This is a genomic window from uncultured Campylobacter sp. (assembly GCF_937959485.1).
Classification (GTDB): domain Bacteria; phylum Campylobacterota; class Campylobacteria; order Campylobacterales; family Campylobacteraceae; genus Campylobacter_B.
This window is the reverse complement of sequence record NZ_CALGPY010000014.1, coordinates 1-25659: the sequence shown is the minus strand read 5'-3', so window position 1 is coordinate 25659 and position 25659 is coordinate 1. Positions and strand designations below refer to the sequence as shown.

The 25659-nt window shown below is 47.3% G+C and carries 21 protein-coding genes and 2 pseudogenes; 17 read left to right on the top strand and 6 right to left on the bottom strand.

Annotation, left to right across the window (positions count from 1 at the left end; translation table 11 throughout):
- Positions 1–150 precede the first annotated feature (150 nt).
- The 9 genes and pseudogenes from Q0380_RS10525 to Q0380_RS08885 all read left to right on the top strand — a co-directional run.
- Positions 151–477 (top strand): annotated as a pseudogene (locus Q0380_RS10525) (RluA family pseudouridine synthase); the annotation flags it as partial.
- The gene (locus Q0380_RS08920; RefSeq protein ID WP_298962852.1) at positions 407–1072 is read left to right on the top strand and encodes a fibronectin type III domain-containing protein; all 666 of its coding nucleotides are present in this window, start codon (positions 407–409) and stop codon (positions 1070–1072) included. The pseudogene Q0380_RS10525 and the gene Q0380_RS08920, both read left to right, overlap by 71 nt.
- A gap of 3 nt (positions 1073–1075) precedes the next feature.
- Positions 1076–3157 carry a tRNA (guanosine(46)-N7)-methyltransferase TrmB gene (gene trmB / locus Q0380_RS08915; RefSeq protein ID WP_298962850.1) on the top strand — a complete coding sequence of 694 codons (2082 nt, stop codon included), beginning with the start codon at positions 1076–1078 and terminating at the stop codon, positions 3155–3157.
- Positions 3145–3834, top strand: coding sequence for an ATP-binding cassette domain-containing protein (locus Q0380_RS08910; protein WP_295152369.1), 690 nt, complete (start codon positions 3145–3147; stop codon positions 3832–3834). Before trmB ends, Q0380_RS08910 begins: the two co-directional genes overlap by 13 nt.
- The gene (locus tag Q0380_RS08905; protein WP_297961083.1) at positions 3821–4636 is read left to right on the top strand and encodes a hypothetical protein; all 816 of its coding nucleotides are present in this window, start codon (positions 3821–3823) and stop codon (positions 4634–4636) included. The genes Q0380_RS08910 and Q0380_RS08905 overlap by 14 nt, the downstream gene beginning before the upstream one ends.
- On the top strand, positions 4633–6015 hold the full coding sequence (locus tag Q0380_RS08900) for a peptidoglycan DD-metalloendopeptidase family protein (RefSeq protein ID WP_298962848.1): 1383 nt from the start codon (positions 4633–4635) through the stop codon (positions 6013–6015). The genes Q0380_RS08905 and Q0380_RS08900 overlap by 4 nt, the downstream gene beginning before the upstream one ends.
- A gap of 2 nt (positions 6016–6017) precedes the next feature.
- On the top strand, positions 6018–6491 hold the full coding sequence (locus Q0380_RS08895) for a hypothetical protein (protein WP_298962846.1): 474 nt from the start codon (positions 6018–6020) through the stop codon (positions 6489–6491).
- Positions 6492–6516: 25 nt separating this feature from the next.
- The gene (locus Q0380_RS08890; protein WP_298962844.1) at positions 6517–7332 is read left to right on the top strand and encodes a threonine/serine exporter family protein; all 816 of its coding nucleotides are present in this window, start codon (positions 6517–6519) and stop codon (positions 7330–7332) included.
- 1 nt (position 7333) lies between these two features.
- The gene (locus Q0380_RS08885) at positions 7334–7825 is read left to right on the top strand and encodes a threonine/serine exporter family protein (protein WP_298963501.1); all 492 of its coding nucleotides are present in this window, start codon (positions 7334–7336) and stop codon (positions 7823–7825) included.
- Positions 7826–7827: 2 nt separating this feature from the next.
- Here the strand turns inward: Q0380_RS08885 and Q0380_RS08880 are convergent, their stop codons facing one another.
- Positions 7828–7950, bottom strand: a complete 123-nt coding sequence (locus tag Q0380_RS08880; RefSeq protein WP_298962842.1) for a hypothetical protein — start codon at positions 7948–7950, stop codon at positions 7828–7830.
- A gap of 181 nt (positions 7951–8131) precedes the next feature.
- On the opposite strand from Q0380_RS08880, the gene Q0380_RS08875 reads away from it, so the two are divergent.
- Positions 8132–9178: a zeta toxin family protein gene (locus Q0380_RS08875; protein WP_298962839.1), complete on the top strand. Its 1047-nt coding sequence runs from the start codon at positions 8132–8134 to the stop codon at positions 9176–9178.
- A 173-nt stretch (positions 9179–9351) separates the two neighbouring features.
- On the opposite strand, the gene Q0380_RS08870 is transcribed toward Q0380_RS08875, so the two are convergent.
- Entirely contained in the window at positions 9352–10512 is a 1161-nt protein-coding gene (locus tag Q0380_RS08870; RefSeq protein WP_298962837.1) for a PepSY-associated TM helix domain-containing protein, read from the bottom strand.
- Positions 10513–10863: 351 nt separating this feature from the next.
- On the opposite strand from Q0380_RS08870, the gene Q0380_RS08865 reads away from it, so the two are divergent.
- From Q0380_RS08865 to Q0380_RS08840, 6 genes are all read left to right on the top strand, one after another.
- Positions 10864–11553: a hypothetical protein gene (locus Q0380_RS08865; protein ID WP_298962835.1), complete on the top strand. Its 690-nt coding sequence runs from the start codon at positions 10864–10866 to the stop codon at positions 11551–11553.
- Positions 11554–11595: 42 nt separating this feature from the next.
- Positions 11596–12303: a hypothetical protein gene (locus Q0380_RS08860; protein WP_298962833.1), complete on the top strand. Its 708-nt coding sequence runs from the start codon at positions 11596–11598 to the stop codon at positions 12301–12303.
- A gap of 317 nt (positions 12304–12620) precedes the next feature.
- Positions 12621–13514 (top strand): DMT family transporter, encoded by an 894-nt coding sequence (locus Q0380_RS08855; RefSeq protein ID WP_298962830.1) that lies wholly within the window; start codon positions 12621–12623, stop codon positions 13512–13514.
- Between the two features lie 323 nt (positions 13515–13837).
- Positions 13838–14551, top strand: a complete 714-nt coding sequence (locus Q0380_RS08850) for a vWA domain-containing protein (RefSeq protein WP_298962827.1) — start codon at positions 13838–13840, stop codon at positions 14549–14551.
- 332 nt (positions 14552–14883) lie between these two features.
- Positions 14884–15990 carry an alanine racemase gene (locus Q0380_RS08845; RefSeq protein ID WP_298962825.1) on the top strand — a complete coding sequence of 369 codons (1107 nt, stop codon included), beginning with the start codon at positions 14884–14886 and terminating at the stop codon, positions 15988–15990.
- Positions 15991–16129: 139 nt separating this feature from the next.
- Positions 16130–16570 carry a pyrimidine dimer DNA glycosylase/endonuclease V gene (locus Q0380_RS08840; protein ID WP_298962822.1) on the top strand — a complete coding sequence of 147 codons (441 nt, stop codon included), beginning with the start codon at positions 16130–16132 and terminating at the stop codon, positions 16568–16570.
- A gap of 437 nt (positions 16571–17007) precedes the next feature.
- On the opposite strand, the pseudogene Q0380_RS08835 reads toward Q0380_RS08840, so the two are convergent.
- Positions 17008–17319 (bottom strand): annotated as a pseudogene (locus tag Q0380_RS08835) (formate--tetrahydrofolate ligase); the annotation flags it as partial.
- Positions 17320–18071: 752 nt separating this feature from the next.
- Here Q0380_RS08835 and Q0380_RS08830 point away from each other — a divergent pair.
- Positions 18072–19772: a retron Ec67 family RNA-directed DNA polymerase/endonuclease gene (locus Q0380_RS08830; protein ID WP_298962819.1), complete on the top strand. Its 1701-nt coding sequence runs from the start codon at positions 18072–18074 to the stop codon at positions 19770–19772.
- A gap of 661 nt (positions 19773–20433) precedes the next feature.
- Here Q0380_RS08830 and Q0380_RS08825 read toward each other — a convergent pair.
- Genes Q0380_RS08825 through Q0380_RS08815 form a run of 3 tightly spaced genes read right to left on the bottom strand, consistent with a single transcriptional unit; the run spans position 20434 to position 24330 of the window.
- Positions 20434–20991 (bottom strand): histidine phosphatase family protein, encoded by a 558-nt coding sequence (locus Q0380_RS08825; RefSeq protein WP_298962817.1) that lies wholly within the window; start codon positions 20989–20991, stop codon positions 20434–20436.
- 42 nt (positions 20992–21033) lie between these two features.
- Entirely contained in the window at positions 21034–21666 is a 633-nt protein-coding gene (locus Q0380_RS08820; protein WP_298962814.1) for a tetratricopeptide repeat protein, read from the bottom strand.
- A gap of 57 nt (positions 21667–21723) precedes the next feature.
- The gene (locus tag Q0380_RS08815) at positions 21724–24330 is read right to left on the bottom strand and encodes a hypothetical protein (protein ID WP_298962811.1); all 2607 of its coding nucleotides are present in this window, start codon (positions 24328–24330) and stop codon (positions 21724–21726) included.
- Between the last annotated feature and the right edge of the window lie 1329 nt (positions 24331–25659).

Below are 25659 nucleotides of genomic sequence, written 5' to 3'. Positions count from 1 at the left end.
AGCAGCCGCGCGGATAGCGAGGATAAAATTTTAACCGCCAAAATGAGTGCAGCTCAAACCCGCACCGCCCGTCTCGCCGAGAATAAAGCTTTAAATTTTAAAAATCCCGCTCAAAACCAAATTCTGCCGCCGATAAGCCTAAAGAACTTCAATCTCGTCGCGGCAAAGCTCTTCACGGGTCGCACGCATCAGATCCGCGTGCATTTAAGCTCGATAAATCGGCACATTTTGGGCGATCATTTATACGGATTTAAGAGCGAAAACGCTAAAATTAGCAGAATTTTGCTCCATGCCTATTTGCTCTATTTCATCCATCCGCGAAGCGGCAAAGAGGTGAAAATTTGCGCGGGCTTGCCGAGCGAATTTCTAAATTTTACGACAAATCAAAAGGTAAAGGATGAAATTTATGAAAAAATTTTACCAACTAACGTTGAGCGCTACTTTAGCGATACTAGCGGCTGGCTGCGCTACGTCTAGCGCGCCTAGCGCAAGCGACGAGAGCCTTCCGCGCGTAGAGGGCATTAGGACGATCACGAGCGACGATGAGATCGGGCTCGAGTGGCCTAGATACGACTCAAATACCGCCGTATTGGGCTTTATCGTCTACCGAGCGCCTGCAAGCGGCGGCGAAGCCAAAAAGATCGCCACCATCACAGATCCATACTCCACTCACTACGTAGATACGAGGCTGCAGCCGGGCACTTCGTATAAATACACCGTGCGCACATACGGCGCCAAGGGCGTTTCGGCTCCTTCTCCGGTCGCTATCGCAAGTACCGCGAAAATGCTAGAGTCCGTGCCGTTTGCGCAGGCGATCTACGGACTTCCGGGCCGCGTTAAGATCATCTGGCGCCCGCATCCAGATCTTCGCGTAAGCTCCTATCTAATCGAACGCCGTCCTAAGGGAGGCGAGTCGTGGAGCACAATTAAAGAGGTTCGCGGCAGACTTAGCGCTGAGTATATCGACAATATCGATTATGGCGAAGGATATGAATACCGTATTTCCGTCAAAACCGAAAACGGAGAGCTGTCCAAGCCTAGTGCAGTCATTGCCGCAGCGCAGGCAGAATAAAGTTTGCCAAATTTCATAACCCAAAGTGTGAGCCTGCCGCCGCTGCCAATTAAGCTCGGCGAGACCGAATTTTTAGAAACGGCGCGCGGCAGAAATTTAACGCTCGTGCGAACTAAGAGCTTTGATAGCGAGTTTTTTATCATCGTTAAGCCCGGCGGCGGTAAAGTGATAGTAAAGGGCGAAAAGATCACCAAGCCCGCCAAGATCGGCCATCTGCAGCGAGCGCTCGAAATTTTTAAAGAGCGCTTCTGCGGGCAGATCATCTCGCAGGCATTTGCTTACAAAGGCAGCTCGCTTACCGAAAAAACGCCGCTGATTTTGGACGAGAATGAAATTTTATCCCTCGTAAAAAGCTCTAAATTTAATAAAATTTTTATCGAGATCGGCTTCGGCTCAGGCAGACATCTGCTTCATCAGGCGCGCTCAAATCAAGACGCACTACTAATCGGTATCGAAATTTACAAGCCCGCGATCGAGCAGGTCGCAAAACTAGCGATCCGCGAAGGGCTGCAAAACATCGCTCTCATAGCCACCGACGCGCGGGTTTTGCTGAGCCTGCTTCCCGCAGGCTGCTTGCAGCGCGTATTTTTGCACTTCCCCGTGCCGTGGGACGACGCGCCGCACCGCCGCGTCATAAGCGACGAGTTCACCTCGCAGATCGCACGCACGCTCGGACGCGGCGGCCGCTTCGAGCTTCGCACCGACAGCGAGGAATACTTCCTCTACGCGATGCAAAAGCTCTCGCCCTACGTTCGGCGCAAAGCGGGCGAAATTTCGCATTTTAAAAACCGCGACGCCGCCGTAGCGAGCAAATACGAGGATAGATGGCGCAAAATGGATAAAAATATCTACGATCTGATCTATGAGAACAAAACCGCGGGCCGTGGCGAGCCGCAGCGGTTTGAGATGGAATTTTTAAAATTTAACGCGGCGGCAATCGCGCGAAATTTTAAAAATTTCACCTTCAAAGGCGAGGATTTTTTCGTGCATTTTGAGGAAATTTTTTACTTCGATGCGCAAAAAAGCTTGGACGCGGGCGGAGCTTGCGCGGCAGGCGGCGTAAATTTAGGCAGCGCGGACGAAGCGATGAACGACGAGGCTATAAATTTAGACGCGACGCGCAGCGGAAATTTAACCGAGCGCGCGAGCATGGATGAAATTTTAGCAAGTGGCGGCAAAATTTCATCTACGACAGCGAGCGATAAAATTTCAGCTTGCGCGAACGCTACGCAAATTCTAAAAAAAGCGAGCGACGCACTAAATACAAACCTTGCAGATGAAACGGGCGCAAAAGACGGCGCAAATTTAAACGAGGATCGCTTGAGCACAAAGGGCATAGATTTAACGAGCGACGTTCCCATCGCAGTAAGCGCTAAATTTAGCCACCCCGCCCCAGGTGAAAAGCGCGCTTTAGCCTGCGAGCAGATCGCAACAAGCAGCGCGCCAAATGCTAGCGGCACGGAGGGTGCGCTTGCGGCTATCGATGTGACAAGCGCAAGCACTACACCCGCAGCGATCGGCACAATAGATACAAACAATGTGCCGAATTTGGACGGCTCATTCGCAGCGATCAGTGCGATAGAAGAGAGTGCCACGCCGAATGCGATCCGCGCAGACGGAGCAAGCGCTACGCAAATTCTAAAAAAAACAAGCGCCGCATCTTGCAAAAATGAGCCGCAAGCCGAACTAAAAAACGAGCTAAACCACGCTGTCGAACAGCAAGCTGAATTACAAAATAAGTCAAACCCCATCAAGTCGCAAATCGGTCACCGAAGCGAGCTAAGCCATGACGAGCTACAAGCCAAACACCAAGGCAAATTAAATCGCGCCGAGCGGCAAGATAAACGACAAAGTGAACCAAGCTACACCGAGCCGCAAAACGAACGGCAAAGCAAGCCGTGCACAACCGAGCCACAGGACGTGCTAATCCTGCTTTCGCTCGGGGCATTCGACTTTCCGCAGCAGTGTTTTATCCGCGCAAACGCAAGCGGCACGCGCTACTTCATCCGCCGCCCGCTTCCTACGCGCGAAAACCACGCGGCACATCAAAAAATTTCGGAGATATTTTCACAATGGCAGAGATAACGGACGATTACAACATCATCACCGCAGCGGGCCTCACGCTAGGCTACGAAAAGGCGGGCGCAGTCATCCAAGACGCGAGTTTCGGCATAGGCGCGAAGGACTTCGTCATCATCACGGGCAAGAGCGGCAGCGGCAAATCCACACTGCTTAAGTCCTTCTACGGCGGCATCGACATCATCGGCGGCGAGCTGAACGTCTGCTTGTGCGATCTAAAGGGCATCACGAACTCCGATCTGCGCACCCTGCGCCAGCGCATCGGCATTATCTTTCAAAACTACCGCCTGATCAACGAATGGACGATCGAGCGCAACATAATGCTTCCGTTAATGATAATGGGCTACAATCAGCAGGTCTGCCAAGACCAAGCCAAAAAGCTACTGCGCCACGTCGAGCTCGGGCATAAGATGGGTAAGTACCCGCTCGAGCTTAGCGGCGGCGAGCAGCAGCGCGTGGCTTTGGCGCGTGCGATGGCGCATAATCCGCGGCTACTGCTGTGCGACGAGCCTACGGGAAATTTGGACGACTACTCCAGCGCCATTATTTGGAATTTGCTGCGCTCGGCGTGCGAGTCGTGGAACGCCTGCGTCGTCATCGTGACGCACAAAATGCCCGCTACGCTGCGTTTTAGGCATCGACATTTTGAGATTAAGGACGCTAAAGTAAATGAAATCGATTAAAACCCATTTCGGCGTGATCTTTTCGCTCGTCGCGCTGCTTTTCTCCGTGCAGTTTGGAATTTTTATGAGCAACCTAACCAAAAGCTACGAGCGCTCGATCCAAAACGAATATAACATCGTGTTAGTCTCCAAAACCTCGCTCAGCCTGCAAGACGCGCAAAAAGCAGTGCCGAAGATCAGCTCGATTAGCGAAATTTCGACCGCGGGCATCACCGAGCGCCTGAAGGGTAAAATTTCACAAAACGCCTTTGCCGAGCTGAGTAAAAATTTGCCTAAATTTTATAGCGTCAAGCTCGAAAGCTTCCCCGACGCCGCGCAGCTTGCCAAGATCGAGCAGGATCTAAAATCCATAGGCTCGCTCACGCGGGTTGAAATTTTTAAAAAGACCCACGATGAAATTTTTAAAATTTTACTGCTTATCAAAAGCCTCGTTTACGGCTTTGCGTTTCTCATCGTGCTTTTAGGCGTGATGTTAATTCACCGTCAGATGCGTATTTGGGTTTACGAACACAAAGAGCGCATCGAGATCATGGAGCTTTTCGGCGCGTCGTTTCTGATAAAAAGCGGCAAACTCTACCGAATGGCGATAATAGACTCCTTCATCGCCACGCTGATCGTGACCTGCTTCTACATTGCGCTTCCTGGCTGGGAGGTGTTTTCGACTACGCTTAAGGGTATCGGCGATCTACGCACCGCCATAGTGCTGCCTTACGACGCGCTGATCCTTTTAGGCGTGGCTTTAGCGCTATCTATCATCGCGGTAAGTTTTGTGATGCTGCAAATTGGAAATAAACGAGCATGAAAAGAGCTTTTTTAGCGCCGCTTCTTGCGCTGGGGCTCGCCGCAGCTCTTACTTACGCCGCACCCGCAAAGCAGCAAAGCACGAAGGATAAGATCGCCAAAGCGGGTCAAGAGCTCAAAAGCTCGCAAAAGGAGGGGATGCAACTCTCGCAAAAGATCGACGAGATCGCAGGCCAAATCGTAAAGGAGCAGGAGGGCTTTAAAAAGCGCGAGGGCGAGATTAAGCAGCTAAGCGACGCGATAGAAGGCCTAAAGGATCAATATGCCGCCGAAGCGCAGGAGCTTGAAAAGCTCAATAGCCAAAATGTCACGCTTCTTAGCGTGCAAAACGATCTAGAAAGCAAGATCGCAAGCGTGATCTCGCAAGAGTTATCATTTGATCTCATCACCGACGTAAATTCCACCACCACGCCCGATTCTATCATGGCTAGCGAAATTTTAGAAGGGCTTGGCCTCGTTATGAACGACGAGCTGAAGGGGCTGATCAAAGACTACGAAAATAATCAAAATTTTATCAACGAGCAGAACAAAAAGATCAAATCGATCCAAGCGAGCATGGCGGGCTACGATAAGAAAAAAACCGATCTCGACGCCAAGCAAACCACCCAAAAAGAGAAACTCGCGCAGATGAAAAAGGACAAAGAGGACTATATCGCGAGGCTGGAGAAGATAAACGACGAGCAAGACGCCATATCTAAGACCCTGCAGGAGCTTAAGATCATCGACGACGCCGAGGAAAAAGCCAAAGCGCAGAAGGAGGAAGCGGCACGCCAAGCAAAGCTTGAAGCGCAGAAGCAAAAGGAGCGCCAAGCTCGCGAAAAAGAGTATGCCAAAGCAAAAGCAGCGGCAAAAAAGGCGGGCAAGCCCGAACCTGCGCCTCCTAGTGAGCCCGAGCCCGAAGTGAGCGAGCCAGCGGATGAGCGCGTAAGCAAGATCAACCAAAAGGTCAAGCAGTACGGCTCTAGCTATCAGTCCTCGCGCGTTAAAAAATACGGCGGAGCCAAGACTGCAGCGCCTTTAAACGGCGCGTATTTGAAGCGAAAATTCGGCAACTACAACGATCCCGTGTATAACATCAAGCTTTTCAACGAAAACGTCGTGCTCGGCTCAAACAGCGGCGACACGCAGGTTAAGGCAGTGCTGCCGGGTAAAGTAGTCTTTGCTAAAGAAACCGCCGTGCTCGATAAGGTCGTGATCCTAGAGCACAGCGGCGGCATCCACACGATCTACGCGCATCTAAATCAGATCCCGCCTACCGTGCGCGTCGGCTCCAACGTCAAAAAGGGCTACATCATCGGGCGCATCGGCTCGGATCTGACCTTTGAAGTGACGCAGCAGAACTACCACATCAACCCGCTCGATCTCATCAGCCTGAGGTAAGCGTGAAAAATTCTAAATTTAGAGAATCTTGCGAGGATGCCGAAAGTTTAAATTTAAGCGAGCAAAGCTCAGACTGCGATTTAAATTTAAGTGAGCAGAATGCTTTAAAAAAGCAGAATTGCGCCGCTTCAAATTTGAGCGATGAAAGCTCCGCTGCTGCGACAATAAATTCTAGCGGCGAGAATTCAACCTCGACGTTAAATTTGAATGACGAAAATTCCAAAGCCACATTAAATTTAAACAATCAAAATTTAAGCAGTCAAAATTTTACCGCTACAAGCAATGTCGCCGCGTCAAATTTAGATAGCGAGAATTCCTCCACGGGCGCTACCGCTGCATTAAATTTTAAAAATAAAAATTCCGCGACGGCGGACATCATAGCGACATCAAAAATGATGGCGGGCGCCGCAAAAACAGGAAGCTACAACGAGCGTCGTAGAAGTAAAAACGACGAAAACAGCGCAAAACGATATTGAGATTACAAGAGTAGCGGAGGAAATAATGACAACGGAAATAGCGGCAGCAAAAGAAGCAGAAGCGGCAAGACCGCAAATCCAAGAGCTTACCAATTTTCTTAGCGAATACGCCGCCAAGATGCTTAGCATCGGCACTTACACAGCGCGCATCGAGCGCTGCGTGCGCAGGATAGCGGATGCTTACGGCTACGAAGCAAGCCTGATGATCTTCGTGCGCCACTTCATCATCAGCGTGATGGACCCTGCGGACAACTCCATTCGCCGCACCTACGTCAAAACGGGCGCTGCGGCGCAGATCAGCTTCGATCTAATCTCGGAGCTAAGCGCGCTTAGCTGGGAAATTTACGACGAAAAAATCCCCCTTGCGCGCGCCAAAGCCGCGTTTACTCAAATTCTAACCTCGCAAAAGAGGAATTTTGTCAAAACTCTCGTTTTGCTCAGCGTCGCAAATGCCGCGTTCTGTGAGCTTTTCGGCGGCGATGGCGGCGCGATGGCGTTAGTGTTTGCGGCTACGGCTTTTGGAATTTGCGTCCGCTATCTGCTTAGCAAGCTTAAAATCAATCTAAAAATCCAATACATCGCGGTTTCGTTCGCAGTCTCATTCATCGTCTCGCTAGGCGCTCGTTACGGGCTTAGCGCCACGCCCGACGTAGCCGTGGGATCGAGCATATTGTTTTTGATCCCTGGTGTCTGGCTGATCAACTCGGTATTTGACATCCTAAACGAAAATATGCTCGTAGGCATCAGTAGAGGGCTAAACACGGGGCTTTTGATCATCTGCATCGCAATCGGGCTCTTTCTGACGCTTAGCATCTCAAATTTGGGGCTTGTAAATGTTTGATATAGCACTTTTGGTATTTAAGGACGCTTGCTTTGCCGCTGCGGCGGGGCTGGGGTTTGCGTATGCGTGCATGCCGCCTAAAAAGACGCTCATTTTCTCGGCGCTGCTTGCGGCGGTTGCGCATTCATGCAGGTTTTTGCTGATTCAAAGCCAAATTTTTTCGATCGCCGCCGCGACGCTTTTTGCGTCGTTTCTGATCGGCGTTTTGGGGATGCTCTGTGCCAAGCGTCTCAAGGTGCCCGCAGAGATCATCGCCTTCCCCGCGCTACTTCCGATGATACCTGGCATCTACGCCTACAAGGCGGTTTTGGCGCTGTTTTCTTATATCAGAGCCACGGGCGCAGAGCATAAACTCGCCCACCTCATCTCGTTTTTCGACAACGCTCTCGCCACGATCTCGATCTCGCTGGCGCTAGGCACGGGCGTTTCAATAACGCTGCTAATTTTCTACGAGCAGTCCTTAATGATCACTCGCGGTGCAAGAGGTAAATAACGCTAAGCAATAAATTTTAAGCAGGCGCGGCGGGTAAATTTTAATTTATCATCTTCGCTACCGAGGTAAAATTTTATAAATTTACCGCCCTTGCCGCGAAGGTAAAATTTAGTTATATTCGCCATTTATCGCTCTTTATTCGATATTTGTTTTATTGTTTTCTCTTTTTCATCGTAGTAATATCCCATATAACTCAAAAGCGTATTTCTGCGGCCCAAGATACATTTGTTGCATAATTATAAGAAAGATAAATGCTATAATATAAAATATATTAAAATACTAGAAATTTCTTAGAAAGGATTTGAAATGGCTTTAACAGAAGAAGACATGAAAATGTGGCAGGGCGTGAGCGATCATTTGACGCGAATGGAAAACGACGCTGAATATCGCAAGAAAATAGAAAAGCAACTTTATCGCGGTGCTCCAAAAAAGAGTATTGAAAGAATACGACAAGTAGGTATAAAAAATGGCCAATCAAAGTTAGTAGGCGCAATAAAAAAGATTGATTTCAGCTCTAATGCCGAATTGATAAAAATTCAAGACGAAGCGATTGTCCTTGCTGAAAATTCTTTAAAAAATTTTTTAAAAGAATATAATGAGCACCCTAATACCACAGGTGGTCGTTATATTTGTTCCGATACATTCAAAGAACTTTTTCCTTGCTTTGAAGCAAAAGAAAATAGGGCTCTAGTAAATGACGCGATACATAATTCCTCCGCTGTTTTGGCGGCGACGCAGTTTGAAGAGGTTCTGAAACGCGATGAGCCTAATAAAACCAAAGCAATCTTCATCACCGGAATTCCTGGAGCCGGAAAAACAACCTCGGTTAAAAATTTTATGACCGATGATAAAGTTAAACTTATTTTTGAGGGTCAGTTGGCAAACCCGGCGCCGACTATCCCAAAAATAGAGCAGTGCCTACAAAAAAATTTAGACGTTACGATTGCTGCGGTGCATATAGAACCTGAAAAGGCTTTAGACAATACTTTTAAGCGCTTTAACGAATACGGGCGCGGCGGGAACATTGAAGTTATGTCTAGCATCCAAGGAAACTTGCCAAATGGCTTAAAAAAGCTAAAAGAGCATTTCGGGGATAAAATTAATATTATCGCCATTGATAGAAATAGCGATAAGAATAAAATTTTAACCGACGAAAAAGAGATCTACAAACTAATCAGTATCGGCTCAAAAGAGGAAATTTTCAAACGCTTAAAAGTCAAATTAGACCAAGATTTTCAAAAAGGCAGAATCGACAAAGCTTGTTTTGCTCAGGCGAATGAAACGAAGCTAAATAAAATCATGTCTATCCAAATCGATAAAGCCGAGATCGCAAAATTTAAAAGTAAGCTATAGTAAAATGCACGAGCAATATAGCCTTAAGACTTAATCCGCGATAATTTTAGAATGTCTCAAATATCGTTAAATCGGGGCTTTTCTTGATCCGCTTCGGCAAATTTCATCTCAATGCTTTGTAGGTATTGGGCTCTCTTGCTCCGCTCGTCGCACCTCTATCGCCAAAGTAAAATTTAGCCGAGATTTTCTGACTTAAACGCCCTTTTTACCGTCATATAAAAGCCACTAAAGATAAAAAGCGCCATACAAAGCGAAACGAGCGACCATAAAATTTTACCCGCTAGCCCGAAAAAATAGCCCGTGTGAAGCTGATAGTTCGCATCTTTAAACTCGCCCACGGTGATACCGTCCGTCTGCTTCTGCTCCGCGACCTTGCCCTCCTTTAGCTTCACGCTCGCGCCTTTTGGACGGGCGGTAGCGGGCGCGTCGGGCTCATAATACCTGACGCCGATCTTATCTCTGGCTGCGAGCATTAGGGTAAATTCTTTATACTCTATGCCACTTGATCTGAATATCTCATAAGCCCTCTGCGCGTCGCTAAATTTATACGTAGCGGGTTTTTTGCCCTCATCTTTAGCAGGTGCGGCGGCGTGATCTTTAGAAGCGGCGGCTTTAGGCGCGCTAGCTTGCGGTAAATTTTGCGAACTTACGAAAAGCTTCGTCACGGCATCGTTATACCAGCTATACGACCAGTTAAGCCCGGTTAAGCAGATAAGCAGGTAAATCACTGCACTTAGCGAGCCTAGGCTCGTGTGTAGGTTATAAAAAAGAGCGTATTTTTTGAGTTTAAAATTTGGCTTTATAGCTTCGATAAATTTGCGTCTAAGCCTTGGGAAATGCAGCCAGACGCCGCTTATTACGAGCAGTATCATCACCACGACACTCGCGCCTACGATCTGTTTACCGACCTCGCCTGCAGTTTTATTGCCGCTTAGCGCTAGGCCCAAATTTCGATGCAGCGCCATCACCGTTAGCACAAAGCCCGTGCCGCGATCCTTGCCGATGATCTGCGCGGTGTATGGATCGACCAGATATGCATCATTTCTGTTTGCGTAAATGACGAAGGCTTCGTCATCGCTTTTGGGCACGACGAGCCTTACGGGCTGCTTAGCGCCTGTTTGCTCGCTAAAGCTTTGCAGAATTTTCTCTATGCTTTGCATTTCGCCTGTTTTTTCGACCTTTTTAGAGCCCGCGTTTATTAGCGCCTCAAGCTCGTGCTGATACGACAAAATCGCGCCCGTCACGCCTATAATAAGCAGCGGGATAGAAAAAACGATCGACAAAATAAGATGGACGTTAAACAAAATTTTATTGCGCTTCAAAAGCGAGCTCATTGTAGATCCTTGCGAGATAAATTTAATCTTTATTTGATTGAGGTTCGCAATTATATTGTGCGATTTTAAATATTTAGATAATTATCATTAAGATTTAGGCCGCAAAATTTTAAGGCGCTTTATGGCATCGCAAGAGCGCCTAGGCACCTCGCGCAACGTCATAAACCGCGTGCTGCAAGATCTAAAAGCTAAAAATTTAATCCGCCTTTCGCTCGGCAAGATCACGCTAGCGAGATAAAATTCTAATCGCGATTTATAAAAAGCGCGCTTAGAATCTCGTAAATTTAGAAATTTTGCGCTAAAATTGCCAAAGACGCGAGCTTGCGTAATCTAAAAAACAAGGTCATTATTATGTCGCAAAGTATAGTCGAGTTTGCTACGATAATCCTTTATGTTACGATAGGCTTTTGCCTTCTTGTTTCATTGCTTCAGACAAACAGATCGTATAAAACCGTCTATCGCGGGACATTATTTATCCCAACCGATCCGCTTTTAAAGATACCTATGTTTATAATATGCCTAAGCTTCGGTGTAGTCACTCTATCTAGCCCGCACGTAGCAAAACACAACGGTAATCCGATACCCTGCTTTTACACCCACGATAAAATTTGCTCGCAGGAATACAAAGCGGCAGGCATAAATTTAAGATGCTTCGAAGAAGGTGATCCCAGATGCGTGGATGGGTATCTGCAAATAAGCGAGCCAAGACTAATACTCGGCAAAATCATATCTGTTTGTGCCATAATTTTTTCCTTTATCGTGCTAATTCAAAAAGGAATCAGAATAGATAAAAGCGGCATCTACAAAGAATGGGAGGTTCTGCCGTTTAGGCATACGGAAAAAATAGGCTTTGACGAAATGATATGCGCCGTAGGGTTTATAAGAGGCGTAAAAATAATAAGCATACGAGGCAAAATTAGCGGCGTTAAATTCGGAGCGGGATTTTTATATGCACGAAGAGATATAGATTTTTTGCAAAATTTTATATTAGAAAAGCTAGCTGAAATTTCAAAAGCCGAAGCGAGCGAGCAGGATGCTTGAGCTTAATTTAACGCTAAAAATATCTAAATTTAAGGCGGCAGTATGATATTTTTATATTTGGTATTCGGCATAAATCTTTTACTGCTTGGACTTGCCATTTTAAAAAGCATGGCTTTTAAAAGTAAGGTCTCTTATAAAACCGTGCAAAAGGGCGCCTGGCTCATACCTCCTAGCCCCATAGCAAAAACTATGCTTATCGTGCTATTTTTATCCTGGGGTTCGTTGGTGGCGTTTGATGAGCCTTGGATAAAAACAACAAGAGGCGGAGGTAAAGTTGCATGCTTTGATGCAAACGACCCTTTATGCGTAGGCGGGTATATGCAAAGAGGCGGCGGCGAGGCCGCACTCGTGATCGTGATGGGTCTTGCAATGATGCTAATTGCCATACTGCCGTTATCTGAAAAGGGCGTCATCATGGACAGCCGCACCGTAAGGAAAGAGTGGAGATTTTTGTCGTTTAAATTTAGCACAAAGATCGATATAGAAAATGCCCTTACGGAGAAAGGGATGAGGGGTGAGATGCCGATTTTGATAGTAGAAGACGGGCAAAGCAGCAAAAATTTTACGCTCTCATTCCCATACGCACAGCAAGATATAAAATTTATCGAAGCAGAGATAAGAAAGAGGCGCTATAAGATGATGAAATCAAAAGAGGCAAAGACTCCCCTTAAATCCACGCTCAGAAAAACTATAAGTTTAAAAGGCGCGAATGAGCGCGCAAACATAGAAATTCCAAAAAATGACAAATAGGGCGCGGGCGATTAAATTTTAAATTTAGCCACGCGCGAGCAATAGCTATGAAAATTTATGATAAGCCGTAGCAAAGCAGCATAATGATCGCGCGAGTAGTAGCCGTAAAATGTACGCGTAGCAAAGCGGCATAATGATCGCGCGAACAAGTGCGCGCAAGCCCAAAAAGACGAGCCGAAAACTTAAAACGAGCTAGGCGCTAAAATTTAACTCGCGATTTTAAAATCCTAAATTCTAAATCGCTCCGCCAAAATTTAGCCTATTTTTTACCTAAAATTTCGTAAAATTACGACTTTAAATTTTCAAAAAGGACGCAGATGAATAAAAGTTTGGAATTCAGAGCCGACATCGGAATGGTCTTCGTGGCGATCGCTTTTGGGCTCGGGTATCTGCCCACCTCGCAGGCACTTGCGAGCAACAACGTCTTCGTGCTGCTATTTTGGCGCTTTTTCGCCGCGAGTATCATCGCAGGCGTGATATTTTTCCCGAAGCTCAAGACCATAACTTCGCGCGAGATCAAGCACGGCGCGGTGCTTAGCCTGTTTTTATTCGCAGGTTTTACGTCGCAGACCTTCGCCTTTAAATTTGCGCAAAGCTCCTCCGTGGCGTTCATCATCGGTCTAAACGTCGCACTCGTGCCCTTCATCGCCGCGGCGCTGTTTAGGCACAAAATTTACTCCTACGCCTACGCTGGCATCGCGCTTGCGATCGCTGGGCTCTATCTCATCGGCGACACGCAGCTAGGCCTGGGCAAGGGTGAAGCGCTGGCGCTAGTCTGCGCGTGCGCGTATTCGTTTCACATCGTGCTGACCAACCGCTTCGTGCAAAGCTGCGACGTAGCGGGCATCGCCTACGTACAGATCCTCTGCTTAAGCGTGCTTTGCTGCTTTGCGGCGATCTTTTTTGAAAGAGTCAGCATCGTGCCGGTGATGGATCGAAGCTTTTTCGTCGCGATGGCGGTGATCTGCCTGCTGGGAACGGTTTTTGGCTTTTTTGCGCAGGCTTTGATGCAAAAATACACGACGCCCGTAAAAACCGCTCTGTTTTTCACGCTCGAGCCCGTGACGGCGGGCATTATGGGCGTATTCGTGGGCGGCGAGAGGCTAAGCGCGATGCAAATTTTAGGCGCGGCGCTCATCCTCGCAGGCGTTTTGATAAGCGAGATCGGAAGCTACCTCAGCGCAAAACGGAGCAGATCCGCAGATGTTTGATTTTGCGGCGGCGTAAATTCCATAAATTCCACGCCACGTGGAATTTTGCGTCGTAAAATTCCGTGCTGCATAAATTTGCACGCGTAATCCCGTGCCGTATAAAATTCTGCGCCTTAAAATTTCGCGATGAAATTCTGCGCCATGCAAAATTCTATGTCACGCCGAACTTTGCGGCGCCGTGCGCAAAGATACGTTAAAATTCCGCAACAAAATTTCGTATTAAAATTTACCCAGCAGAGGCGTGCGGTGAAGCTTTAGCGATAAAATTTCATTGATTAAGCGATACAATAGTAAAATAATGAAATTTTAACAAAGGAGCCCCTATGAAAAAAATCATCCTTCTTGTAGCCGCGCTTGCGGGCATAATGTTTGCCAAAAGCGTAGAGCTCGCCACGCCGCCCGATCATAAAGACGGCGTAAATCACCTGGAATTGGTACTGATCTTAGATAAATCAGGCTCGATGAGCGGGCTTGAGAGCGACACGATCGGCGGATTTAACTCGATGATAGAAAAGGAGCGCAAAGAGGGGATCGACGCCAGCGTCACGACCGTGCTTTTCGATACGAAATTTAATGTCATCCACGATCGCACGCCGCTTAAAAAGGTCGAAAACCTAACATCCAAAGAGTACTACGCCGGCGGCAACACCGCGCTACTTGACGCCGTCGGCAGCACGATAGCGCGTATCGAGCGAGTGCCCGACATCTATGCCAAAAACAATCGCGTGCTTTTCGTCATCATCACCGACGGGATGGAAAATTCAAGCCGCGAATACTCCAAAGCGCAGATTAAGAAGATGATTAGCGACAAGCAGGAAAAATACGACTGGGAGTTTATCTTTTTAGGCGCTAATATCGACGCCGCAAGCGAAGCGCAAAGCATCGGCATCAGAAGCGAAAACGCCTTAAAATACGAGAATTCCAAAGAGGGCGTGAGTAAAAATTTTGAAGCGGCAGCCGAGATATCCAAAGACGTAGCGACCGACAACAAAGCAAACTCGAAATGGCGCGATAAGGTGCTTCAGGACAAAAAATAGCAAATCGCAAAGCAATGCGCGCTAGAAATGAGGCGCCGCTAAGAAACTGGCGGCACAAAAATAGGAGGCGATTTGAAAACATGCGGCGCAGAATCATAAATTTGCCCGCTAAATTCAGACGCTTCGCGAATGGCGCCGAATTTGCAGCGAGCAAGCCGCATTTCGCAGGCGGCGCTAAATTTACGGCGCGCAAATTCCGATTTTTGCAAGCGACAGGTAAATTTCGCCCTTTGCAAGCGGCGCTAAATTTTAAAATTTAGGCACTGCAAAACGGGCGCAGCTACTAAGCACGGCTGCATTAAAATTTCGTAAATTTAACTAGGAGGAAGCTTATGAGAGTATCCGACATCGACACGCCGGCGTTGCTGATTGATCGCGAGATCGTGCTTCGCAACCTGCAAAAGATGCAAAGCTACGCGGACGCCGCGGGCGTGAGCCTGCGCCCGCACACCAAAACGCACAAAATGCCCTATTTCGCGAAGCTGCAAGAGAGCATCGGCGCTGCGGGCATCACGGTCGCCAAAACGGGCGAGGCCGAGATTATGGCGGCAAACGGGCTGAAAGATATATTTATCGCAAACGAGATCGTGGGCGAGCTGAAATTTCAGCGCATCATCGCACTTTTGCGCGCGGGGATAAACTTAAGCTTCGGCGCAGATAGCATAGAGCAGGCGCGCCTAATAGAGTGCGCCTTTGAGCGCAGCGGCACGAAGGCCTGCGTGCTTGCCGAGATCGAAGTGGGCGAAAACCGCTCGGGCTTTGTGGAAAAGCAGGATTTCGCAGCGTTTATAAAATTTCTAAAAGGCTGCAAAAATATCGAATTCCGCGGCGTATTCTCCCACGACGGCTACTCCTACAAGGCTGCCGATAAAAGCGAGTGCGAGCGCGTCCACCTAGCCGCGCAGCGCCGCACGCTGGAGTTTGCGGATATCGCGCGTGAGCTGGCTCTGCCCGCACGCGTCGTTAGTATCGGCTCGACGCCATCACTCATAAACGATTTTGAAATTTTAAAGGGCGTCACCGAGATCCGCCCGGGCACCTATATCTTTATGGACGCCTCGCAGGCGCAGGCGTACGGCGATTATTCGATGAACGCGGCGAGTATCCTTACGACCGTCATCAGCAGGCCTACGGCGGATCGCACCATCACCGACGTCGGCGCCAAGGGACTCACGCAGCAAAGGCGTACCGAGGGCTTCACCGCCACGCCCGGGCTCGGGCGCATAAAGGGCACGGATGTGTGGATAAATGGCGTTTACGACGAGCATGCGATCATCTGCGACAGAGCGCTACGAGACGCCGTGCGCATGGGCGATCGGCTCGAAATTTATCCGAACCACATCTGCCCCGTCGTAAATTTATACGAGTTCGCCTACCTCGTTAGCGGCGGCGAGGTCATAGAAAAGATCACCGTGCTATGCAGAGGCAAGCTGCAATGAGCGGGAAATTTAGAGGCGCAGCGAGGTAAAATTTTAGCTTCGGTAGAGCCTGGCTAAATTTAAGACGCGAATTTATCGCCACTCAGGCTGCGGCGCAAAGCGCGCCGAATTTGACGACGAAATTTAACGAAAGGCAAAAATGAGGCTTTGGACGATAAGCTTTAAATATCTCGATGCAAAGGGGCTTGTGGCGCTGTGGCGAGAGGCGCTGCTAGCTAAAAACGTGCTGGCGGGACTTAGCAAGGGCTATAAAAACCACCCGCAGCTTGACCGCTTTTATGCACACGAAAACGCGCTAGAGGCGGTAAATGCGTATCTGGCGGAGGTTTATGCGCAGGTCTGCGCTCGCGGGTATAAATTTGACGCCGCGAAGGTGGGCGAATTTGACGCGCGAAATTTGGCTAAAATCAGCGTCGCTCGCGGTCAGATCGAGTATGAATTCGCCTTTTTACAAAAGAAGCTAAAATCGCGCGATATCAAGGCTTACGAGCGAAATTTAAGCGTAAAAAATATAGAAATCGCAGGCGTTTTTGAGGAGGTTGCAGGCGGAATCGAGCCGTGGGAAAAGGTGAAAATTTAGCTCTGTTTCGCGCAGGATTTTTGGCTTTCCTGGGCAAATTTGATCAATAAAAACACCGAAATACGTTACGTCGATTTTCCCCTAAATTTGACGTAAAAATCTCAAATTTACGATTAGCGGCGATTTGCCAAAAAGGCAAGCAATTTTATCCGCTTTGGCGAGAAATTATGGGCAATTCGTCAAATTTTAAAAGGCGAACCTAACGTCAAATTCTCGTCAAATTCGCCTCTGCTTTTAAAAAGCAAAGCCGATCCGCAAAATCCCGCGCTTAAAATTTACCCGCAAGCGAGCAAATTCAGCCAAATTTTGCAAATCGGTAACTCTACTCCGCTTTCATCTGAGTACCTACGAACGCTAAGCTTAAAACGCGACTAGGCCGGAGCTAAATTTTAAGCGCGGAATTTTCAGCTTTGGTTTTGAGTGCCGAAAATAAAATTTCACGCCAATCCGCTTATAACGCCATCGTCCGTGATCTTCATATGTAGCGCGTTAGGAACCTTCGGTAGCCCCGGCATAAGCATTATCTTGCCGCAGACGGCGACGATGAAGCCAGCTCCCGTGCGAATCTGAAGGTCTTTGACGCTGAGCTTAAAGTCGCGCGCACGCCCAAGCGCTTTGGCATCGTCGCTGAAGCTATACTGCGTCTTTGCGATGCAGACGTTTAGCCGCTCAAGCCCCAAGGCCTTGATATGCTGCAGCGCCTTTTGCGCCTCTGGCTCAAAAACCACCTCGCTCGCGCCGTATGGTTTAAATTTTACTTCGCGGTGGCGAGCTATCCGTATTCAAAAAGCAGCGCCCATTGCATGATAAAATTTCGCCGCCTCGCGACATCTGTCAAACGGCACATTAAATTTAAAATTTACAAAACGCAAAATTTCAAAATTTCGCGCAGAGCGGTATCTCTACACGGCGCGGCGCCAAATTTCCACGCAGAAGCAGCCCTCGCAAAAGCGGTATATCAGGCGGTAGCCCGCTTTCCGCGTACTTTGGCATAAATAATGAGGGCATAGTGCATGAAGTCGGCGAAATAACTTATAGTCGCTCGAGTACGGGAAATACACTTTATATCCTTTAAAACGACTACGAAACCACATTTACCGATATTGATGAATTCTGCATGTACTGCATTATTTGGTAAATCTCAGCGACTTGGTCTTTGATATGACGGAGCGTGGATAATCATCAAAAGCTACGATTATATTGCCGATATGGGGGTAGAAGGGGAAAAGATAGCACGAAAAACCCATCGCAAAATACGGCTGGCATAAAGATATTTTCTAAAGTCATAAAAAGCTTATTAAACTGATAAATTTTTACTCAATGAGTTTAATAGTTAATTAAGCTAAAAGTATTTACAATTTCAAAGATGTGTGGCTAGATTTTGTGTTTGTGTTTCGCAAACGTTGACTAAAATGTTGGCAAACTTTGCTACATGCTTACAATAATGCAATTATTTTGTATAATGAGTTGCCACACATTCTGATTTTTCCTTTGGATAGTTATGCTTAGTTTAAAAGATGTAAAAACAAGAAAAGATTTTGCTGTTTTTTTGGGAATTGAACTTAAATTATTAACCTACATACTTTATCACATTAAAGTGGAGAATTTATATACTACATTTGAAATACCAAAGAAGAATGGTGGCACTAGAATCATTAATGCGCCTGATAAGAAGATTTTAAAAAAAATACAAAATAGACTAATGAATAAGCTGTATAACTATCAAAATAAGATCAAAAAAGATGAAAATATAAAAATTAATATCTCTCACGGTTTTGAAAAAGGCAAAAGCATAATAACTAATGCTAGAATCCACAGAAATAAGCGGTTTGTTTTAAATATAGATTTAAAGGACTTTTTCGCTAGCTTTCATTTCGGTAGAGTTGTTGGGTTTTTTGAAAAAAATATAAATTTCAGAATCCCAAAAGATATAGCAATTATTATAGCTCAATTATGTTGTTACAAGGGTTCTCTTCCGCAAGGAGCCCCGACTTCTCCAATTATATCAAACATAATATGTAATATATTTGATATGCGAATATTAAAACTTGCTAAAAAATATAAGCTTGATTATACAAGATACGCAGATGATTTAACATTTTCTACCAATAATAAAGATTTTTTGAATATATATAATGAGTTTTTATTGTGTATTTCGAAAGAAGTAGAAAAGGCGGGCTTTTGCATTAACCAGAAGAAGACTAGGCTTTTCTATAAAGATTCAAGACAAGAAGTTACTGGATTGGTTGTTAATAAAAAAATAAGTATAAATCATAGTTATTGTAAATATACAAGAGCTATGGCCAATTCTCTTTATAAGAATAAATCCTTTAATATTGATGGCAAAGATGCCACCATGAATCAACTTGAAGGAAGATTTGCTTTTATTAATCAAATTGATCGGTATAACAATATAATCAATATTAATGATAATAAACATAACGATGGTAAGAAAAGTAATGATAAAAAGTTAAATTGCAGAGAAAAAGAATATCAAAAATTTATTTTTTATAAGTATTTCTTTGCTAATCAAAAACCACTCATTATTACAGAAGGAAAAACGGATATATTGTATTTGAAATCCGCAATAAAAAGTCTATATGCATATTTTCCAGATTTGATTAAAAAAAATAGTAATGACGAATTTGAATTTAAAGTATCATTTTTAAGAAGAACAAAGAGGCTTGAATATTTTTTAAATTTTGTAAAAGATGGAGCGGATTCAATTCAAAATATCTATAGGTTTTTTGTAGGACGAGAAGTTGTAAATTATTCTGAGTATTTTAAAAAAATAACAAAAGATATAGCTGCAAATCCAGTCATTCTTATTTTTGACAATGAAATACCTAATAATAAGAAGCCTGTAAGGAAATTTATAAATTTTACCAATAAGAAAGAATTTGAGAATATATTAGATAAAGAGCTATATGCAAATATTGTAGACAACTTATTTATGATAACAAATCAGCTAGTAAGAGATAAAGAAGAGTGTGAAATAGAAGATTTGTTTGATGATAAGACGCTTAATCATAAGATGGATGGAAAAGTATTTTGTAGGGACTCGGCTATTTTTGATAAACAAAAGCACTATAGTAAGGAAATTTTTTCAAAATATGTTTCAAAGAACTATAAAGATATAGATTTTATAAATTTTAAACCCATGCTAAAAAATATTGTAAAAATAATAACAACTTATAAATGATAGTTATATAAGTAACCTTTTGCTAGAATTATATAGAGAAGAATTGCGAAAATTACTCCTATAGTTACTGCCTCTAAGTTTATAAAAAATGCACAAGCTATTAAATGCGTATCTAGTGGTGTTTTAGAGAGGTTCTACACCTACTAGCATAAATTCGGTGGTGCGAAGAACGGTGGTGCGAAGCGAGGATTTTTAAATCCTCGCAGATTTATCGGTGCAGCGCGTAACTCGTTAAATAACATGAAATTTCAAATTTGCAGGCAAATTTAAAGCAACGTAAAATTTTTAAATTTCATCATAACGGAATTTTGGATTTAAGCCGTAAATTTACGGTTCGTAGAATTTTAAAATTTTGCGTCATAAATTCTAAATTTTAACTCAGCACGATTTACCTACGCAAATCGATGCAGCTCGCGTTTATCATGGCGCGTGCATAAATTTCAAGAATCTCCCACCTTTTAAAACGGCGCTATCTTTGCGCTGAAATAAAATTCCGCAAAATTTCAAAGTAGCTTCCGATAAATTTGACCTGTAAATTTAATCTAGCAAAGCTCCGTCTTTTCGATTTTGCGGCGCGAAATTCCGATTGCAAATCCCTTTTACGAAATTTCATAATCTCTTAGCTGCGCAAAATTTCAAAATTTCGCGCAGAGCTGTATCTTTAGGCGGCGCGCTGCCAAATTTCTACGCAGAAGCAGCCCTCACAAAAGCGATATATCAGGCGGTAGCCTGCCCGCCGCGCGCTATGGCGTATTACGCGCAGCACGAAGCCGTGCGCGATCACCGCAGTGTCCGTCTCTAGCAAAGACGGCGCCAGATCAAGCGCGCGCCGCCGTTCCGCTCCTGCGCTTGCGCCGCTAGGGTTCGTGCCGCACAGCCACAGCAGGCGCGAGAGCACGAGCCAACAATCAAACGGCATTTTTATTAGCGGCATGGGGAATATTCGTAGATTAAACTCGCGCAAAGCCTCTAGGTACTCTATGCCCCGCTGCGGGAATAGCTTTTGCGCCGTAAGTGCGGCGCGCGGCAGCGGAGAGGAACATACTCGGCTTATGCGAGCGAGCTTTTCGTATGCGGCGCTGCTTTTAAATTTATCGGTTTGCCACAAAGCTAAGCTTAGCGTAGCGTCATACAGGATCGCGCGCCGTGCCGCTTCTGCGGCGTCGCATACGCCGCGATCGATCAGCGGCGTAACGTGGCGGATCAGCGCTAACGTCATGATCTTGCCTCCTAAAATACGAGCATGTAAGGGCTTGCGCGGCTATTTAAGCCTCTCGTAGCTTTCGCATGAGCTTTTCCATATCTGCTCATGCTCCGCTACCGAGCTCATAAATCTATCCTTGCCGCCCAGCTCGCAGGCCTTTTTGTAGTACTGCATGGCTTTTGCATTATCTGCGCCCTCGTAAAGACGCGCTAAATTTAAGCACGCAGCCCAGCTATCCGCGATATCCATATCGCAACCGCGCACATAGTAACCTACGCCCTTTATAGCGTCTTTGCGCACGCCTCTACCTCTGATATACGCAGAGCCTGCGTTACTGCAGCCTATCGCGTGCCCGTCATCGCAGGCTTTGTCGAACAGCTCCGCCGCCTTCGCCTCATCGCGCGGCATCCCCTCTCCGCTTTGATACAAAATGCCTAAATTTACGCACGACTCCACATCGCCGCCTTTGCAAGCTTTGACGTATAACGGCGCAGCCTTTAGCAGATCTTGCGGCACGCCCCAGCCATAATTATAAATCTGTGCCAAGGCCCCGCACGCCTTCACATCGCCCTTATCGCAGGATTTTGTAGCCCAGCTTATATCGTCTGCGGTGATTTCAAAATTTTCGGCTAGCGCGAAATTTGCGGAAAGCGCCGCAGCGAATACTAGAATTAAAATTTTATTTTTCATTTTCGTCCTTTTTGATTTTTTAAGATCGCCCGCCAAGCCTAAGTCGCGGATTTACCGTTAAGGCGCAGTTTGATCGCTAGAGTTCGGGTTCGTTCTCGCACGCTCTTTGCTTTTTAGAGCCTCGTAAATTTCATCGACGCCGCTTAGATTTTGATCCAAAACCTCTCTCGCCTTTTTTAGCGTGCGTGCGCCAAAAATCCCATCCTGCTTGGCTCCGATGCTTTTTTGGATATATAAAATTTTATTCTTTTGCATCGCAGCGGAATCCTTAGTCGCCCCGGAAGCGGAATTTGAAGCAGGGCTTTCAGAGCCGCTAGAGCTTGCACTCGTAGAATTTTCGTCTACAGAATTTACGCCATCACTCGCGGAAGCGGAATTTTCGTCCTCAAAAAATGCAGGCATCCACCCTCGCAGTAGCCCTGCTGCGCCGGTTTTCGGCACGTAGCCCGTATTTGCCGCGCCTCCGTAGATTGCGCTAGCTAAAACGGCGCAGAGCAGAGCTTTGCAAAAGCGAGCAAACGCCGCGCCGCCCCTGCCGCAGCGATACTCTCGCGGAATTTTACGAGCTTTTACGGTGCACCGCACTGCGCTTGCCAGCCACAGCGCCACACCGCCCAGCAGCCCTGCAGCAGCGATTACCGCGCCGCATGCAAGTGCCCAAAAATAATGCTCCGCAAAGATCATCTCGAAGCAGCCCTCGCACGCCAGCGCAGCCGCTGCGATGAGCGCGCCTCCGCCTATGCACCACACCGCGCGATCATAGCGTGGGCTTAGCACGCCAAGCGCCCCAGCCATCGCTCCGCCCAAATCACGAGCGCATTGCTGCGAAATAGAGCCCTCGCAAACGCGCATAATCGCCGCGGCAAAACTCTGCGCGCAATCCTCGCGCAAAGAACGTGGGAAAAAGAACTTCTTTAATCGCGCAAAAGGCGAAATTTTAGAATTTGACGAGGCAGGGCTTTGCGTATTCGCGCGATTTTTAAATTTTGCAGCGGCGAGGTTTTTGGAATTTGCGGAATTGATTGCGGCGGAGTCTATGGAATTTGTGGAATTTTCAGCACCCAAGGCGCTTAAATCTCGGTAATCTCGCTCGCCGTATAATTCACAAAGATCCTCCGCGGCGCGATCAGAAGTGCCGCTTAAGCTCTCTTGCGAGCCGGCAAAATTAGGTCCATTCTGCGCGAGAGCTTCGCTGTTTTGCTGCCTAGCCTCAAAATCGCTGGCAGAATTCTCTCCACCTTCCAAAAGATCCGCCCCGGCAAATTTTATGCCACCGCTCACTCCTCCTGCGAACCTGCCTTGCTCTCCGCGCAACCCCAAGCGATTATCTTCCGTGCCCATAGAATTTGCCGAAGCGCTCGCGAATTTCGTGCCCGCAAATTTTACGCTCGCGCCGCCCTCGAGATTTTCTTTGCGAGAAGCGTCTTTTGCAAGGCTCAAAGCGTCGCGATCAGCCGTGCCGCAGGTAGAATTTACAGGGTTAAAATGTCTATCCGCGCCGCGCAACTGCTCGAGATCTAGCGTCTCGCCGCGCAGTTTAGCACTAGCTAGGCGCATCGCCGCATCCAGCACAGGCTTTGCGCGAAATAGCGCAAAAAGGCTTTGCGCATCGTTCTGCCCTAGCCTAGCGGGCACGCCGTGCACCGCCGCAAGCTCCGGCGCAAAAACTTCGTCCAAAAAATTAGGTCTTACGAATGTTACGCCACCGAAGCACGCCGCATCGTAAGCCTTACCGCAGACGGCAAAACTCAAGCGCAAAAACTCCTCCTCCGCGCTAAATACCGCTTTGCAGCCGCCCTGTACCGCTCGCAGCGAGCTTAGACGAAATAAAAGTCTGCGCGCAGCAAAGCCTACGCCCTTGCTGCATAAAAACTCCAGCAGCTCGCGCCCAAAAACCTGCGAGCTAGCACCTATGCTGACGCTCGGACGGGCATAAACGGATACTTTGCCAGTGCGAGTGAAATACCCGCGCCCATCGCAATGCTCGCAGCGAAAATCACCCGCACCGCCGCAAGCGGGACAAATGCGCGAGCCGCTACCGCCGCAGCTAGCGCAGGGAATGAAGCGATAGCCCATAGAATTTGACGCAGGGCCTGCAGAGTCGCCTCCAGAAAGGCCGCGCGCATGAGCGTCCGTAGAGCTTAACGCCGCGCGGCTATAGCCACCGGCGCCCTTGCAATCGGGGCAGATCAAGCGCCCGCGCCCGCCGCAGTTAGCGCACGGCGCCTTGCCTGCGCCTTCGCAGCCTTTGCAGCGTCTCCTACCAGATCCGCCGCAATGCTCACAACGCAGCTGAACGCTAAAGGGCTTAAAATCGTGAAATTTTATGATTTGATCCGCATTCATAGCGGCTTTTTGGGGATCTGCACGCAGGCGTAGCATAAAGGCCTCGCTTAGCTCCGCATCTGCGCTTGCCGCGCGCAGGCACTCGCGCGCATGAGCCTCGAACTGCGCGATATCTGCGAAATGCAGCTGCGCGCGCTCGCCGCCACTTATCTGCGAGACGCTAAACTTGCCGGCGAAGTCGTAACGCACACCAAGCCTCACGCTAAATCCGTAAAACTCGCGATCAAGCTCACGCAGATCGGCGCCACCGCTACGCGTTAAAGCTTTGAGTCTAGCGACAAACGCCTCTGCAAGCTCCTCTTTATCCAGCTTGTCCATGATCGCTCCTTTCTTGCAGGCACGCCATAAAGCCGCGCCGCATAAATTTTAAAATTCCTTTATTAAGATCCCGCAAATTTTAGCATTTCATATAATTATACCGCGAAAGGGAATTTTAAAATTCCAAAATCTCACGCAGGATGGAATTTAGCGCCATTGCGCGCCGTAAAATCTCGCTGCAAATCAAAGCTCTAAAATAGAGCTCGACGCAAAATCTCGCACTGCGACGGCGACGCGCGTAACTGATCGCAACAAATACGGCGCGAACGGATCGCAAAACGGAGTCTCCAGGCATACAGCGTCCGAGTAATAGCATGGAACATGCAAGACTTTAATCCCGCAGCAGCGCATAATTTGGCTCGCGACGATGCGCGATACAGAGTAACGCGAAGTAAATTTCACGCCTGCATAGAATTTTAAATTTCACAGCTAGCTCGTACGTACGCACAGCATGAAATTTAAAATTTTACGACAGCTACAGCGCGGCGTGCAGCGATCTAAATTTTATGACAAGGGCAGTTCGCAAATTTCAATCCCGCGCTACAATCAGGCGACGGGCGCGTGGAGTGCAATTTAATTTATAAGCGCGCAGCGGCATATAGTCGTCGCACAAATTCAGTTCGCAGCGGGCAGCACGGCGCGAAATTTCATTGCCGCGACGTGTCAGCTCGTAAAATTTAATCCTGTTACCGCGCAGTTATAGCCGCCTGCGCCTTTGCAAGCAGAGCAGATCAGACATCCGCGCCCACCGCAGGCGATACACGGCGGTGCGTAAAATTTAATCTAGGCTCTGCAAACCTCCGCCAACATGACTGATCGCACGAGCGTAAAATTTAGCTTGCAATGCCGCATAATTTAACTCACGGCGGTGCATGTCGCGGCGCAAGCGCGAATTTTAGATCGTGCTGCGATCTGCTGCGCGACCGACGGATTAATTTCACGGTGCGCTCGACATGAAATTTAGAATCTCGTAGCGACACATGACACTGTGCGCAGCCGCGTGAAATTTTAAATTTCACGGCGAGCTTATGCATTATGAAATTTTAAATCTTGCCGCGATGAGCTCGCAAACTCGCGAGCGGCTCGGTTTAAGATCTTGCGCCCGGTTTTGCGCGGAATTTCGCTCGCGAAATTTCAAATGCCAAACCCGAGCAAATTTTGCGCCGAATTCTGCGTAGAATTTTACGCAGAATTTAATGAAATTTCGCGGGCCGAACCCGGCGCACCAAAATCCGACTAATCCGACTAATCCGACTAATCCGACTAATCCGACTAATCCGACTAATCCGACTAATCCGACTAATCCGACTAATCCGACTAATCCGACTA

Coding starts and splice junctions, on each gene's coding strand:
- Q0380_RS08865 (WP_298962835.1), top strand. CDS start 10,864: ATGTCGCAAAGTATAGTCGAGTTTGCTACGATAATCCTTTATGTTACG.
- Q0380_RS08850 (WP_298962827.1), top strand. CDS start 13,838: ATGAAAAAAATCATCCTTCTTGTAGCCGCGCTTGCGGGCATAATGTTT.
- Q0380_RS08875 (WP_298962839.1), top strand. CDS start 8,132: ATGGCTTTAACAGAAGAAGACATGAAAATGTGGCAGGGCGTGAGCGAT.
- Q0380_RS08870 (WP_298962837.1), bottom strand. CDS start 10,512: ATGAGCTCGCTTTTGAAGCGCAATAAAATTTTGTTTAACGTCCATCTT.
- Q0380_RS08920 (WP_298962852.1), top strand. CDS start 407: ATGAAAAAATTTTACCAACTAACGTTGAGCGCTACTTTAGCGATACTA.
- Q0380_RS08910 (WP_295152369.1), top strand. CDS start 3,145: ATGGCAGAGATAACGGACGATTACAACATCATCACCGCAGCGGGCCTC.
- Q0380_RS08860 (WP_298962833.1), top strand. CDS start 11,596: ATGATATTTTTATATTTGGTATTCGGCATAAATCTTTTACTGCTTGGA.
- Q0380_RS08890 (WP_298962844.1), top strand. CDS start 6,517: ATGACAACGGAAATAGCGGCAGCAAAAGAAGCAGAAGCGGCAAGACCG.
- Q0380_RS08845 (WP_298962825.1), top strand. CDS start 14,884: ATGAGAGTATCCGACATCGACACGCCGGCGTTGCTGATTGATCGCGAG.
- Q0380_RS08855 (WP_298962830.1), top strand. CDS start 12,621: ATGAATAAAAGTTTGGAATTCAGAGCCGACATCGGAATGGTCTTCGTG.
- Q0380_RS08840 (WP_298962822.1), top strand. CDS start 16,130: ATGAGGCTTTGGACGATAAGCTTTAAATATCTCGATGCAAAGGGGCTT.
- Q0380_RS08880 (WP_298962842.1), bottom strand. CDS start 7,950: ATGGCGAATATAACTAAATTTTACCTTCGCGGCAAGGGCGGTAAATTT.
- Q0380_RS08825 (WP_298962817.1), bottom strand. CDS start 20,991: ATGACGTTAGCGCTGATCCGCCACGTTACGCCGCTGATCGATCGCGGC.
- Q0380_RS08815 (WP_298962811.1), bottom strand. CDS start 24,330: ATGGACAAGCTGGATAAAGAGGAGCTTGCAGAGGCGTTTGTCGCTAGA.
- Q0380_RS08905 (WP_297961083.1), top strand. CDS start 3,821: ATGAAATCGATTAAAACCCATTTCGGCGTGATCTTTTCGCTCGTCGCG.
- Q0380_RS08820 (WP_298962814.1), bottom strand. CDS start 21,666: ATGAAAAATAAAATTTTAATTCTAGTATTCGCTGCGGCGCTTTCCGCA.
- Q0380_RS08830 (WP_298962819.1), top strand. CDS start 18,072: ATGCTTAGTTTAAAAGATGTAAAAACAAGAAAAGATTTTGCTGTTTTT.
- Q0380_RS08900 (WP_298962848.1), top strand. CDS start 4,633: ATGAAAAGAGCTTTTTTAGCGCCGCTTCTTGCGCTGGGGCTCGCCGCA.